The following is a 14,039-nucleotide window of genomic DNA, read 5'->3' as shown; positions in this document are numbered from 1 at the left end:
AAAAGGTTTCTTTATAAACTTCACATAACTTGTCGTGCTTTTTTTGACACGGCTCGTGCCTTGATCAGCAGTCCTATAAGCGCGGAGAAGACAACTGTTGAAGTTCCTCCATAGCTTATAAACGGCAGAGGAATTCCGGTAACAGGTAGTATCCCCAGATTCATCCCCACGTTTTCAAATACGTGAAAGGCAAAGATAGAACTTACTCCAATTACAACAAATTCCCAGAAGTCGTCCTTATACCGTCCTATTTGAAGCAAACCTGCTAAGAGTATTATACCATACAACCCCACTAAGATAAGACTGCCAATTAGACCGAACTGTTCTGCGAAAGCGGAAAAGATGAAATCGGTGTGCTGCATTGGGACAATATGCATGTTCGTGCCTGTTCCAAGTCCGTAACCAGTCCCGTAAACACCACCGTTAGCTATCACAGACCTTGACATAATAACATTATATGCGCCTTCTTGGAAGTGTTCCTCAGGATTAAAGAGCGCAAGTATGCGAACGCGTTGATAGTCTTCCAGCAGGAAGAAAAAAGCAAAAGGTATTGAAACCAAACCAAGAACGATGATGACGAGTATGTATTTCTTTTCCACGTCACTTGCAAGGAGCATTGAAAACCATATAAACGCCATCAGTAAGGTCATGCCCAAGTCTGGCTCCAAGAATATGAGTCCAGCTGGAAGTAAAGTCATAACGGATAAAATAAGCGCCTTTGTTTTGTGATACTGTGAAAATATAGTTGCCATCATCAAAACCACAGCAAATTTGAATATCTCAGAGGGTTGTAGATCGAATGCGCCTATGTCTATCCAACGACGTGCACCATACACCGTTTTTCCAAAGATAAGCACCAGTACCAATAATACCACAGAGATGGCGTAAAGATATTTTGCATATGCTTTTATTCTTGCCTCTTTTTCAAATATTATGTAAATCATTGCGGCGATACCAACGATGTCCCATACAAGTTGTTTGATAAATCGCGACTGCTGTGAAGTGTCTTTGACCACGCTTCTTAATGTGAGAAGACCAAGAATCATAAGTATTATAACAACAATGATTAGTAAGTAATCGAGCAATGAGAATTCGTTCTCTTTGATTTTGAAGAGGTTGGACTTGTATTTCAGATATTCCACCACCTTAAAGTTTTTAGTGGTTGCGCTCTGGGATTTTATCTTCCAGTGCGTTATCTTGTTGAGATACAAGGTACAAGTTGATTCTTTCTTCGAGTTTACAATACTGGCACTTTTCTTCAGTTGTTGGATAACCGCACTTGGAACAAGCTCTTAATTCTACCTCGTGGTTCTTGGACAGTTGGTCTTTGAACTTTTCAAAGTATCCGAATAGAAACCGGTGTTTTACACCCGGTTGCTCGTATTCTAATAGGTTCAGGTGTTTTTTATACATAGAACTGGTGGCACCTTTTGAGAATGGACACTTTTGTTCCATGAATGGAATGCTATTTAAAAAGACGTACGCATAAGTTTCCTTTTCCGAAACGTAAATCAAAGGTTTGGCTTTCCTCACGAATTTTTCGTGCGTTTTTTCAAGCACTGGCCATTGTCGTACCATGTATTCTGTTTGCCAGTTCATTATGTTCCCAAATAAGAACGTTGCCTCGTCGTCCATGTTATGTCCTGTCACCAGAACTGTGAAGCCATTCTCTACTGCGTACCTGTTCATCCAGTGTCGCCGTACGATACCACAGATACTGCAAACAGGTCTTTTCACAATCTTTGCAATCTCACCTGTTCCGAGTCCACCGAAGTATTGTGTAACATCGTGTACGTTTACTTTTGCACCTGTGGCTTCCTCCAGTTGTTTTACAACGCGTTCAGCGGCGTTAGTATGTCGTCCCATTTTTAAGAACAGACCTTCAACATCGTAACCAAGTCTTTTTAGAGCGTACAGCACAGCTGCACTATCTTTTCCACTCGAGACGGCTACCAGTATCTTGTCCTTCTTTGTGAACATTTTAAAATGCGTGATGCCTTTCTGAACTCTGCTTTCGAAGAATTCTATGAAATGTTCTTTGCAAAGTGCTATGTTGTGTGCTCTTAGGTGAATCACAGCTTGATTAGAACACTTTTTACATTTCACTTATGAGATTCCTCCTTTTGTTAAACTTCATCCCTCAATTATACCGAAAACCCCCGCTTTTGAACAGCGGGGGTTGAAAATTTTTCAATTAACTGATGTCTTTCTAATTAATTGTACCTGAATGAGAAGACGGAGTTAACACCGTTGTAGTAGTAGAAAATCCCAATGTAGTCGCCTTTCTTGATGTTGTCTACAACCTTGTTCCAGTCGTTCACATTTCTTATGTTGTAGGAGTATCCATTCACAGAGATTCGGTAGATCACAGCACCTACTCTAATGTAAGAATTTTTGGATTCTTTGACGATTACACCTTCCAAACCTGCTGGTATTCTGTATGTGGACCTGTCATCCGCTGTTAAGTTTGCAACTTTAAGTCCGTAGAATTCTTTTGAAGTGGATGTCGCAGAACCGTTTTGGCTTGGTAGTGTTCCGAGAGCCACTTCTACTGTCATCTCTTTACCTGTCCTGTTGAGTGTCACTTTAACTTTCGTCCCAGGAGTGTAATTTCGGACAAGTGAAGTTAGTTCCTCGGCACTTTCAACTACCTGACCGTTGAATTTTACAATAACATCTCCCTCTTTGATACCTGCCTTTGCAGCTGGTGAGTCCTTCTCGACCTGAGACACATACACACCTTTTGTGACTTTAAGACCTAAACTCTTAGCAAGCTCTTCTGTAACGGTTTGGACGTAAACTCCAAGGTACGCCTTTTCGACCTTTCCTGTTGCAATAATCTGGTTTATGAACCTCTTGGCTACGTTAATTGGTATTGCAAAACCGATATTCATCGCTTGTGTTGGATTTATAATCGCAGTATTAATTCCAATGACCTGACCGTAGATGTTTAGCAGTGGACCACCGCTGTTACCTGGGTTGATTGCAGCATCGGTTTGAATAAGGTTTGTGTAGTAACCAGAACCGTCCGGCTTTGGTATCTTTCTGCCTGTAGCCGAAATGACGCCAACGGTTACTGTGTGTTGGAAGCCAAGGGGATTTCCAATCGCTATCGCCCATTCACCTATCTGGAGTTTGTCCGAGTCGCCCATTTCAAGAACAGGCAAATCCTTTGTTGGTTTAATCTTTATAACTGCTATATCGAGTTCCTCATCTCCTCCGATATACTGTGCATCGTATATATCGCCGTTTAGCATGGTAACGGTGATCTTTTTAGCACCTTTGACAACATGGTAGTTCGTAACGATGTATCCCTCTTTACTGATGATGAATCCAGAACCAACGCTGTTCGACTCCTCGAACTGTCTAGGAATATCCCCAAAAAACTGCCTGTAGAACTCTCTGATAAATGGATCAATGTAAACTTCTGTCTGAACGACCACATCTATCTTCACTACCGCCGGAGCTGCTACTTTTACAACGTTGACTATGGGGCTCTGGTAATCCGCGTTTACAATGGCAAAAGAAACAGCAGCGAAAATTACCAAAAGACCAACAAAAAACTTCTTTGTGTTTTGAATAGCCTTCATATCGAACACCTCCTCTTTCGATTTTTTGTTTATAAATCTTTCTTCAGCTAAGACCAATAGAATTATAGCATACCTAAGCTTAAATTTTCCTTAAAAGGAATAACTCCGTAGTGAAAGAGAATACCGAAAGGAGATGCTAGTCTGAGGGATTTAAACGAGTTTTTCTCTGTAGAGTTTCTTGTTTTGCTTAATTTGGAAAGAAAGCGCAGTATTTACTTTTGTGAAGAAATATGGTAAAATGTAAATGCAACGTTACAAACCAGGAGGTGTTGTTAATGGTTATCAGACTTATCTTAGGCAGAGAAAATCCACTGACTGTGGATATCACAGATGAAACGCCAATGCTCGTTATTTTACGCGACCTTTTCTATTCTGGTGATTGGTACAACATGAGAAAGGATTTTGAAGATCGTAAAGAACTTTGCGACGAGATTAAGAAACTCGAACTGTTGGAAGAGAAGGTAGTTTCTCTTAATGAAATTATATACGAACCGATAGTATGGAGCGAGGTTGTGGAATTTTTAGAACAGTACGGAATGACGCCGGAGAAATTTCTCCATGCAACTGCTGATGGATTGTACGAATTGGCAGTAGAATACGCCGATAAGAACCAGATAGAGGTTGCTAAAGATATCTTAAAGTTTGCAATGAAGCTCGACAAGAATTACGCCCCTGCGTACGAATTCTACGGTTCGCTGTTACTTGAAGAAAACGATGTCGAAGGGGCTATTAAATATCTTACAAGGTCTATTGAACTTGACCCGTGGCTTGTTCAGTCTTACTCTATGATTGGTGAAGCGTATTACAATATAGGAGATTACGAAAAGGCGGTTGAGTACTGGGAAAAAGAATTAAGACTTTCTCCAACAAATACGTTTACCTACTTCATGCTTGCAGACGCCTATTCAAAGATGGGAAAGGTAGAGAAGGCAATAGAGGTACTGGAGAAATTCAGGGAATCTTCAGAGAACAGTATAATCGCGCTCTTTGAACTGGCCGAGCTTTACAGAAAGCTTGGAAACGAAGAAAAGGCGAAAGAATACGAAAGTTTGATTATGGAAATCGACCCAAGGAACGATCCCAACGGTATAGAAATATGGGCTAAGGTACATCTGAAAAAAGGCAATTACGATAAAGTGATCCAAGTTATCGAGAACGTTGTGAGAACCAATCCGGAGGCAAGGCATTTGAACCTTGTTCTGGCTGTTGCATACGCTAAGACAAACCAGTACGAGAAGGCAAGGAAAATTGTAGAGGAATTGAGAGAGGATAATTTCTGGTACCTTTACGGAAAGCGCGAATTCTTTGATGAACTCCTCACGCAGTCTGAGAAGGAATTATGTGGAATAAAGTAAGTTTGTTGTTTTGGTTTGCTTTAGGAACAATTTTTGGTAGTTTTGCAAACGTGCTAATATACAGACCAATCGCGGGGCTCAAGTTAACAGAGCCCCGTTTTTCAGTTTGCCCGCACTGTCGAAGACGTATTGCTTGGTATGATAATATCCCAATAATCAGTTTTATTCTCCTTCGCGGCAAATGTAGACATTGCGGTGGGAAGATTTCTTTAAGGTATCCGCTTGTTGAATTGTCCTTTGGACTCTCTTTCCTTGTTAACCACTTACTCTTTCCTACGGATATAGCTTTAGCAATGGATGCAATTTTCGTAGCTTCGGTTCCAGCTCTGTTCACAGATTTCAAGCTCATGCTCTTACCTGATTACACGTGGATAACTGTACTGATTTCTTCATTTTTAATAAACCTCTTTCATTTCAAGGCTCTTATACTTTTGGATGCTCTTGGTGCACTGATTTCACTTGGAATACTATTTGTGCTGAAACTCAGGTACAAAGATGGTATAGGTGAGGGGGATTTGTTCTTGCTCCCCGTTTATGCCTTCGCGGTTGGCATAACTTTCATGCCTTTTCTTTTGCTTGGCTCTTCTTTAGGAGGTATAGTTTATTCACTCTTACGGAAAGACCGCCTGATACCGTTCGGGCCATTTATAATATTTTTTGGTTACTTGCTTCTCTTCTTAAGAGTATTCTTATACGTTTGAACTCCCTGTTTAACAATGTTGTTTAAATTGAGCTTTGTGCTATAATAATTTCAGATATGTTCTTTTGTTCCCAGAACAACCTGGGATTTTTTGTGTTTTGAATAAATTTTGTGTTTTGAATAAATATAGCGATTCTTATGTTCTTAGGAGGAGACTTAGCCGTGCGTGTACTTTTGACTGTAGTTTTCTTAGCTATCATCTTCTCATTGCTGATTTTAGTGGACCTTTTCCCACTGAAGTACTACGATATTGTTGTCCAGTACGCTGGAGATTTGGATCCACTTTTAGTGATAAGTGTGATACGTGCGGAAAGTAGTTTTAGAACAAGTGCAAAATCGAATGTCGGAGCTTATGGACTTATGCAACTTATGCCAGAGACAGCAGAATGGATAAACAGAAAATTCAAAACAAACTTTGACTATACAACAGTAGAAGGAAACATAGCGCTCGGATGTAAGTATTTGAACTACCTGATGGAAAAAGATGGTGACCTCAGAACGGCTTTAGTTCATTACAATACAGGCCCATACGCTTCAGATGACATTAAGACAGATGCTGGCGGACGTTATGTCAGAAAGGTGTTGACCTTTTACAGGATTTATCGCTTCCTTTACAGGAGATGAGAGTATGACTGTAATAACGAGCCAAGAGATGAGAGAACTAGAAAAAAGAACTATAAATGATTTTGATATTAACGAAGAAATACTTATGGAACGGGCTGGGATTTCCGTAGTCCAAGCGATTTGGAATGAGTACGGCGAATTGTCGAACAAGAGTTTTGTTGTTGTTTGCGGTTCTGGTAACAACGGTGGAGATGGATATGTTGTTGCAAGGGACCTTCTTAATTATACGGAAGCGGTAAGGGTTATCGCCGTAGCACAGCCCAATTCAGAGGTGGCGAAGAAAAATTACGAAAGGTATTTAAAGCACGGAGGAATTGTCTACATCTACCAAGACCTCGGATTAGAGAAAGCCTCAAGGATCATTTCCGAAGCGGATATCGTTGTTGATGCGTTGTTTGGAACGGGTTTGAGTAGAGAGATTACCGACGATAATTTGGTCAGATTGATTGAAGTTATGAACCTATACTCCAAACGGATTGTTTCTGTGGACATACCATCCGGTGTCTCTGCAGACAACGGAAAAATCATGGGATGCGCAGTTCAGGCAGACTTAACGGTAACTTTTGGCTTCCCAAAAGTAGGGCACTTCTTGTTCCCGGGCCGTGAATTGTGTGGAAAGCTCAAAATAGCGAAGATAGGTATTCCCAGTTTAGAGATGCTAACTTATGATACCAATAAAGAACTTATAACAGCCGAAGCATTGTACCTACCAAACAGACCGCGCTGGTCAAACAAAGGAACTTATTTGCAGGTATTAGTATTGGGTGGTTCAAGTAAATACATAGGTGCACCAATTTTGAGTGCTCTTTCGGCGTTGAAAAGTGGAGCAAGTATGGTGAAGTTGATTTCCATTTCCAAAGTTTGTCAATGTGCACTGAGTCACGACCCGTCTTTGATATGTTTTGACGTCGGTGACGGTTTTAATGTGGAAAGAATTGAAGAATTTATTTCAAACATTAGCAAAGATGTGGTTTTTGTTCTTGGTCCTGGTTGGGATACGGAGAATGCAGAAGAAAAACTCAGGATAATTAAAAAAGTTTTACAATCACCTAATGACGTTATAATAGACGCGGACGGTCTCAACGTTTTGGCCCAGAATGTCGAAGTTCTAAAAGAGAAAAACCCTATGAAGACGGTTATTTTGACTCCGCACCCAGGGGAGTTCTCCAGGTTAGTCAAAAGGCCTATCGAAGAGGTTAAGCAAAATTACGAATTGTTGTTCGAGTTCTCAAGGAAATACGGGGTTATAACGGTTCTGAAAGATGCAACTTCCATAATCGCAGACGAAAAGAAGATATACTTTAACATTACTGGGAACACAACACTTTCGAAGGCTGGAAGCGGTGATATCCTTTCTGGTGTAATTGCCGGACTTCTTTCCCAGCACCTTGAACCCACTGAGGCAGTCAAGACAGGTGTGTATCTTTTTGGCTTAGCAGGAGAACTGTTACCAGTAGAAGGTATGAACAGCGCGTTTGATGTGCTAAATTATATCTCAGAAGCCTTTAAAGCACTTAAAGAAAGAAGATAGAGTCTTCTATACTTTTTGAAACCGGGGTGATAAGGTGTGGATTTTATAGGTTCAGAATTCAATTTTGATAAGAGTTCAGATGCTGTTGAGAGATTTATAAGGTTCTTAATATCAAACAACGAGCTATCGCTTGCCAGAAATATATTGGAAGCTCTCGGCAAAAAGTACAGTCACTTACTATTCGAACTGGAAGTGAAGGCAGGAAATTACACCAGGGCTGTCGAGATTTTCAATTTTATGCCCAGGGAAAAGCAAGAGCTTTACATACATGTTGTTGAAACCATAGAAAAAGATGCAAGCACTGTGTCTGAGGCACTTGAAAAGATTCTTAAGGAATTCAACGAAGAGAATTATCCAATAGTAATAGCCGAGGTTCAGAGGATAAAGAAGGAGTTTCCTCAAATAGTAGAAATCATCGCGATGGAACTTCTAACAGCGCTTAAACGCTCAGATAAGAAGAAGATAGAACTGCTATCGGAAATTCTTCGCCAGCTCGACAAAACTCATCCTGTCCTTACACAGGTCAAAAAGCAAAAATCTATGAGCGGTTTTCTCCTACCAGCAGTTACATTGGCCATTTTTGTCGTTGTTTTGGTAAACCTAGTCATTTCTGTGACAAACTTTACGAAATCTGGAAGTCTTGAATTTGATAAACTGGAAAGAAGTATCGCAAGTCTCCAAGGGAAAGTAGAAGGGTATACGACTGACATGTCGAAGAAGTACGAGGAACTGTCCAAGACATTGGAACTTGTAAAGACCAGTCTTGATTACATAGACAAAAAGCTTGAAAACCCCGTTCAAACATCAAATGACGTGTTGGCAAAACCCCTCTCAGACCAACTGTCTTTAATAAACGAAAAGTTATCAATTGTTGAGAACGAGCTGAGCAAACTCGCAAAAGATGTTAATACCAGAGCAAATCCAACTACTACTTCTGGCGTTCAGACGACGGTTGTTAAGTACGACGATGCCACATTAAAAGAACTCAGTTCTCAGGTAAAGCAGCTAAAAGAGAAAATAGTTTCCCTTGAAAGCAGATTGGAAAGCGTAAAGACGTCTTCATCCGTTGCTGCGGGCTCTTCTTCGGATGATTTTGAAAAGATTTACTCGGAGCTTGATAACGTCAAGGCCCGTTTGAACCGAATAGAAAACAACGTAGTTGAGATAGCAAAAGCTAATATCAGCGAGAATATGAAAAATATTGCAACAAAATTAAATGAAATCTCATCTCAGATTTCTCAGCTAAGCCAATCGTCATCAAATTCAGCAAAGTCTTCACAAATAGATTCTAAGCTCTCACTTGAGCTTGAGGAAATTCGGAAACGACTTGACATTCTAACTCAGTCTGTAGGAATCATGTATGCGGAAGTTTCATCGCTTAAGTCGCAACCTGTTGAATCGACGATAATACAGCAAGAAGTTGGCTCAACTTCCGCTGAAAGAATCTTAGCTTTAGAACAAAAGCTCGAAGAAGTTCTGACTTTGATACGCGGGCTTTCAAACAAGGCTGATTCCCAGCGAATTAGCCTTGGTAATATAGAAGACAAGGTTTCGAATTTAAGCAAGGAAACAACTACTGTAAAAGGCTATACCGAAAGCGTTTCAAAGCAGGTCGCTGACTTGCGAAATGATATAGAAACTTTGAAATCAAGCGTGTCTAAGATATTGGAGATGTTGAATTCTCTAAATTTGAACACTCAAAAAATTCCAGATGACTCATCATCTGTGGATAAGAAAACAGAAGATTTGTCGAAGGTCGAAAAATCGAAAAATAGCTCGAATAGTTTGGAACAAAGTTCTTCCTCCGCTTTTATCCCCACTTACACATCGACCAATTCCGCGATTCAGACTCAGCAAGTTGTCGAACAAAAGGTTGTAAGTACAAATCAGCGAAGCGAGGTTGTTGAGCAAATTCTCAATCAAACAAAAGACTTGAGGGAACTGTTCCTCGTTGGTTTGAAGTTCTACGTCGACGGACAGTACGAAAATGCTGTGGCCATTTTCTCGTACATAGAACCACGTATCGAGGATATTGACGTTTATTTCAAAGAAGATGTTTACTACTACGGAATTCTCAGCTATCTTGGGCTTGGAAAAAGGGACGAGGCAGTGAAAAAATACGAAGTATACAAAAAGCTCTACCCGGCTGGACAGTACGTTAGGGAACTTAGTACTTATTTTAAATGATTAAAAATATGCAAACAGACGGATGAGGTGTGAGTGTATGCAAGAAATGGAGAAGACAAACAGTGTTCTCTTTTCCAGAGAAGTGAAACCTTCGCTTTTTGATTACCTACCGATAGATTGGTCTAACATCTTCGGTAACAACAACGGTGTTATCGTCGAAATTGGCTTTGGAAGTGGGGAATATTTGCAGTCATATGCAGTTAAACATCCAGAGAAGAATTTCGTAGGTTTTGAAGTATCAATTACCTCTATGAAAAAGGCCCATAAAAGGATAGAAAACCTTGATAACGTGAGATTGGTAATAACCGATGCGAGATTCGGACTCAGAGAGTTCTTTGGACCTAAGAGTGTTGAAAAAGTTGTCATGAACTTCCCCATTCCATGGGATAAGAAATCGCATGAAAGACGACGTGTTATCGTACCAGAGTTTTTTGAAACATTATCAAATGTTCTCGTAGACGATGGGACGTTTGAACTGGCGACGGACGTTGAGTGGTACGCAAAACAAACGATGGAAACAGCTAAAGAGATGGGGTTTGAAGTCGTTGAGTTTTTGGAAAACCCTGACAGGGAGATCAAAACACGCTACGAGCAGAAGTGGATTAAGTACGGTAGAAACATATATTCGCTTTTGATAAGGAAGGTTAAACATTTAGAAGTCGAAAGATTAATAGGAGGTAGGCACGAAATGCCTCATGCGAGAAGCGTTGTTATCGAGGAAAAAATATCACTACTAAACAACAAGATTTTCAAGGAAGGTAAAAAAGTAATAGTTGTGAAAGGTGTTTACAAATCGACTCATAACGATGCCTACGTTATAAAAGTAATTTCAACAGATGGTGAATTTCAACAGCATTACTATTTGGTTGCTTACCCGGAAGAGCCCGGAAGCAGAGAATGGATAATAAAACTGGATAGTGCTTCAAATCCTTACAGGACACCTGCGGTAAAATGGTCTGTCCAAGTTTTGGCTGAGTTCTTAGCACAAGAATGACAAAGAAAATAGAGGTGTTTTCAATATGAGATACTTTGTCCTCGGGGCAGGGAGCTGGGGTTGTACAATTGCACAAATGCTCAAGGAAAATGGGCACGAGGTTCTACTGTGGGCGCATAGCGAAGAACACGCGCAGTTGTTGAACACAAGGAAAAAGATGCCCCATCTTCCGGATGTGAATTTGGATGTTTCGGTGACATCTGATATATCGGTAGGAAGAAATTTCGACGTCTTGGTTCTTGCTGTTCCTGTTCAGTACATCAGGGGTGTTTTGCAAAAAATCGATTATGATGTCCACGTAGTGCTCAATCTGTCCAAGGGAATTGAGATAAGTACCGGTAAGAGAGTATCCGAGATCGTTCAAGAGATTCTAGGGAGCGAGTACGCAGTTCTATCAGGACCTTCTCATGCTGAAGAGGTTGCTCTGAAGTTGCCAACAGCCGTTGTTGTAGCAGGAGCGATGGCACCAGAATTTCAAAAGGAGTTCTCGAACGAATATTTCAGGGTCTACGTTCACGACGATGTTGTTGGTATCGAACTGGCTGGTGCCCTCAAAAATGTTATTGCGATAGCTGCTGGAATTGTCGACGGACTTGGTGGGTGGGACAACGCAAAGGCTGCGTTGGTTACGCGTGGATTGTACGAAATTGCGAAGTTCTCTATAGAATTTGGAGCCAATCCACTAACGTTTATGGGACTCGCCGGAATAGGGGATTTGGTGGTTACATGTGGAAGTAAGCACAGCCGGAACAGGCGTTACGGCGAAATGATCGCAAAAGGTTTTGACCCTATCTATTTACTTGAAGCCAGCAAGGAGATCGTTGAGGGTGCGTTTACGTGTAAAGCCGTTGTCGAGAATTACGGCGATAGGTACGATTTACCTATCATCAAAGAGGTCTACGAGGTCGTCTACAACAAAAAGTCACCGATTGATTCTATAAAATCTTTAATGACCAGGTCACTTAAGGTCGAGATGGAGGAAGTAAGAAGATGGTTGGAAAAGAATTTGAAAAATTAGTTGAAATCATGGCTCAGTTACGTGGTGAAAACGGTTGCGAGTGGGATAAAGCACAGACACACGAAAGCTTGAAACCGTACCTGATAGAAGAAGCATACGAAGTACTTAATGCAATTGACAATCAAGATGATGAAGAACTGAAAGAAGAACTCGGAGATGTGCTCTTGCAAGTGGTTTTTCATTCGCAAATTGCTGCGGAACGTGGAGCGTTTACTATAGAAGATGTCATAAGGACACTTTCTGACAAACTTATCAGGCGTCATCCACATGTGTTTGGTGATGCACAGGGTTATTCTTATGCGCGTTGGGAAGAGATAAAGGCTAAAGAAAAAGGTCAGAAGAAACGCTCAAGCATAGGTGATGTGAACCACGCACTGCCAGGACTTTCGTTAGCCAGAAGGGTCCAAGAAAACGCCGCTGACGTTGGATTTGACTGGACTGAAATCGAAGATGTTTGGAACAAGGTGGAAGAGGAGATAAGAGAACTGAAAAAAGCGAAGAATGAAGAAGAGATAGAAGAAGAGATGGGTGATTTACTCTTTGCGATAGTAAATCTGGCAAGGTTTTTAAACGTAGACCCAGAGAGCGCAATTAGAAAAGCTACAGAAAAATTCATCACAAGGTTCGAAAAAATGGAAAAGGAAATAGAAAAAGATGGGAAGAAGTTAGAGAATATGACCGTTTCTGAGATGGATGAATATTGGAATAAAGTAAAAGCGACAGAGTACAAACATCCAGAGGTACACGAGGAAGTGAAAGAAAAATGATCGTGTACGGCAGGAATGTTTTAAAAGAACTCTTCCAAAGCAAACAACCGATAAAGATGGTGTACTTTTCCGATAGTGGTGATAAGGAATTAGAAGGCCTTGTAGAGGAAGTCAAGAAAAGGAAGATACCATACTCTATAGCGCCTAAAAATGTTTTGAAAAAATTGTGCGGCGAGGAGAAAAACCAAGGCGTTGTTATAGATATCGGCGAATTTGAATATGCAGACGAGAACGATTTACCAGATAATCCGTTTCTTGTTCTTCTTGACCAAATTCAAGACCCGCAAAATCTCGGCGCTATTGTAAGAACTTGTGTTGCGGCAGGCGTTGATATGGTCGTGCTGACAAAGGATAACAGTGCCCATGTTACACCCGGAGCAGTTAAAGCATCTGCAGGAACGGTCTTTAGAATACCGATAGCCATAACCGTGAATCTGTCGAGGTATATTGAAAAGCTCAAAGAAAACGGTGTCTGGGTTTTCGGAGCGGATATGAGAGGCAAACCTATCTGGGAAGCGGACTTAAAAAGACCTCTTGCCATCGTTCTTGGCAACGAAGGTAGTGGGATTCGGCAGCTTGTAAAACAATCATGCGACGAGTTGGTCTCAATTCCAATGAAAACAGCTATTGATTCGCTGAACGTATCCGTCAGTGCAGGTATTATCGTGTATGAAGTGCTCAGACGCGAGATGGCGAATGGATAATTTCAACTGTGGAGAGATGGTGGAAGTTGACTATCGTTTCAGGGAACGCTCTGGTGACAAGTGAGTACGATGTGGATATATTCATAACCACCAGCATCAACGGATACAAATTCAACGTTCCGTATACCTTTTATTTCGACGGGAATAAGGTCTACATCTATCAATACGCATTACTTAAACATACCATCGAGAAAAAGGTCAATGTGAAATTCGATAACTTGGTTTTTCGCATTCTCATAGGTAACGAAATAGGCATAATCGAAAACTACGTCAAGCATCCTCCACACCTGTTCATATGTTTCGAGCGGACAAGTTATCCGTCTAAGTTTTTTTACAGAAAATCCCAGATGTGGATAGGTGCCCAGGTTTCAAAGATAAACGTCTTTGGTCATATTGTATACAACAACACCGTGAATCGTATGCTTTTTTCCGCAAATGTCGATGAAGGAGTCATTTTTGAAGGGACCGGTGTAGTCGTTCTTGATGAGAATCTTATATTTTCAAACAAAAAGGAAGGTACTTACAAGAACCGCAAAAAACAAAGTGAGCAGTAATTGGAAATGCTTGAT

At 40.8% G+C, this 14,039-nt stretch carries 13 protein-coding genes and 1 pseudogene; 11 read left to right on the top strand and 3 right to left on the bottom strand.

The window, feature by feature from the left end:
* Positions 1–20 precede the first annotated feature (20 nt).
* The 3 genes from CBS1_RS03890 to CBS1_RS03880 all read right to left on the bottom strand — a co-directional run bounded on the left by CBS1_RS03890 (position 21) and on the right by CBS1_RS03880 (position 3,590).
* Complete coding sequence (locus CBS1_RS03890; protein WP_236938333.1) at positions 21–1,142, bottom strand: FtsW/RodA/SpoVE family cell cycle protein; 1,122 nt, start codon at positions 1,140–1,142, stop codon at positions 21–23.
* A gap of 13 nt (positions 1,143–1,155) precedes the next feature.
* The gene (locus CBS1_RS03885) at positions 1,156–2,106 is read right to left on the bottom strand and encodes a TIGR00269 family protein (RefSeq protein WP_052107186.1); all 951 of its coding nucleotides are present in this window, start codon (positions 2,104–2,106) and stop codon (positions 1,156–1,158) included.
* Between the two features lie 107 nt (positions 2,107–2,213).
* Positions 2,214–3,590: a Do family serine endopeptidase gene (locus tag CBS1_RS03880; RefSeq protein WP_090222877.1), complete on the bottom strand. Its 1,377-nt coding sequence runs from the start codon at positions 3,588–3,590 to the stop codon at positions 2,214–2,216.
* A 275-nt stretch (positions 3,591–3,865) separates the two neighbouring features.
* Between CBS1_RS03880 and CBS1_RS03875 the strand changes: the two genes are divergently transcribed.
* The 11 genes and pseudogenes from CBS1_RS03875 (at position 3,866) to CBS1_RS03830 (ending at position 14,024) form a co-directional block, all read left to right on the top strand.
* Complete coding sequence (locus CBS1_RS03875; RefSeq protein WP_090222876.1) at positions 3,866–4,945, top strand: tetratricopeptide repeat protein; 1,080 nt, start codon at positions 3,866–3,868, stop codon at positions 4,943–4,945.
* Positions 4,930–5,196: pseudogene (locus CBS1_RS10625) on the top strand (prepilin peptidase); the annotation flags it as partial. The gene CBS1_RS03875 and the pseudogene CBS1_RS10625, both read left to right, overlap by 16 nt.
* A gap of 42 nt (positions 5,197–5,238) precedes the next feature.
* A complete protein-coding gene (locus CBS1_RS10620; RefSeq protein ID WP_236938690.1) occupies positions 5,239–5,646 on the top strand; it encodes a prepilin peptidase in 408 nt (135 codons plus the stop codon).
* A 161-nt stretch (positions 5,647–5,807) separates the two neighbouring features.
* Positions 5,808–6,269 carry a lytic transglycosylase domain-containing protein gene (locus CBS1_RS03865; protein WP_033191934.1) on the top strand — a complete coding sequence of 154 codons (462 nt, stop codon included), beginning with the start codon at positions 5,808–5,810 and terminating at the stop codon, positions 6,267–6,269.
* A 4-nt stretch (positions 6,270–6,273) separates the two neighbouring features.
* Positions 6,274–7,800: a bifunctional ADP-dependent NAD(P)H-hydrate dehydratase/NAD(P)H-hydrate epimerase gene (locus tag CBS1_RS03860; RefSeq protein WP_033191933.1), complete on the top strand. Its 1,527-nt coding sequence runs from the start codon at positions 6,274–6,276 to the stop codon at positions 7,798–7,800.
* Positions 7,801–7,836: 36 nt separating this feature from the next.
* Positions 7,837–9,987 (top strand): coiled-coil domain-containing protein, encoded by a 2,151-nt coding sequence (locus tag CBS1_RS03855; protein ID WP_033191932.1) that lies wholly within the window; start codon positions 7,837–7,839, stop codon positions 9,985–9,987.
* Between the two features lie 37 nt (positions 9,988–10,024).
* Positions 10,025–10,981 carry a tRNA (guanosine(46)-N7)-methyltransferase TrmB gene (gene trmB / locus CBS1_RS03850; RefSeq protein WP_052107185.1) on the top strand — a complete coding sequence of 319 codons (957 nt, stop codon included), beginning with the start codon at positions 10,025–10,027 and terminating at the stop codon, positions 10,979–10,981.
* Positions 10,982–11,006: 25 nt separating this feature from the next.
* The gene (locus CBS1_RS03845; protein ID WP_033191931.1) at positions 11,007–11,999 is read left to right on the top strand and encodes an NAD(P)H-dependent glycerol-3-phosphate dehydrogenase; all 993 of its coding nucleotides are present in this window, start codon (positions 11,007–11,009) and stop codon (positions 11,997–11,999) included.
* Complete coding sequence (gene mazG, locus CBS1_RS03840) at positions 11,972–12,766, top strand: nucleoside triphosphate pyrophosphohydrolase (RefSeq protein ID WP_033191930.1); 795 nt, start codon at positions 11,972–11,974, stop codon at positions 12,764–12,766. The genes CBS1_RS03845 and mazG overlap by 28 nt, the downstream gene beginning before the upstream one ends.
* Positions 12,763–13,470 carry a 23S rRNA (guanosine(2251)-2'-O)-methyltransferase RlmB gene (gene rlmB / locus CBS1_RS03835; RefSeq protein WP_033191929.1) on the top strand — a complete coding sequence of 236 codons (708 nt, stop codon included), beginning with the start codon at positions 12,763–12,765 and terminating at the stop codon, positions 13,468–13,470. Before mazG ends, rlmB begins: the two co-directional genes overlap by 4 nt.
* Before the next feature lie 26 nt (positions 13,471–13,496).
* Positions 13,497–14,024 carry a hypothetical protein gene (locus CBS1_RS03830; protein ID WP_033191928.1) on the top strand — a complete coding sequence of 176 codons (528 nt, stop codon included), beginning with the start codon at positions 13,497–13,499 and terminating at the stop codon, positions 14,022–14,024.
* The last annotated feature ends 15 nt before the right edge of the window (positions 14,025–14,039 follow it).

Source organism: Fervidobacterium changbaicum, from assembly GCF_004117075.1.
GTDB classification, from domain to species: Bacteria; Thermotogota; Thermotogae; order Thermotogales; family Fervidobacteriaceae; genus Fervidobacterium; species Fervidobacterium islandicum.
This window is presented reverse-complemented; position numbering and strand designations above follow the sequence as displayed.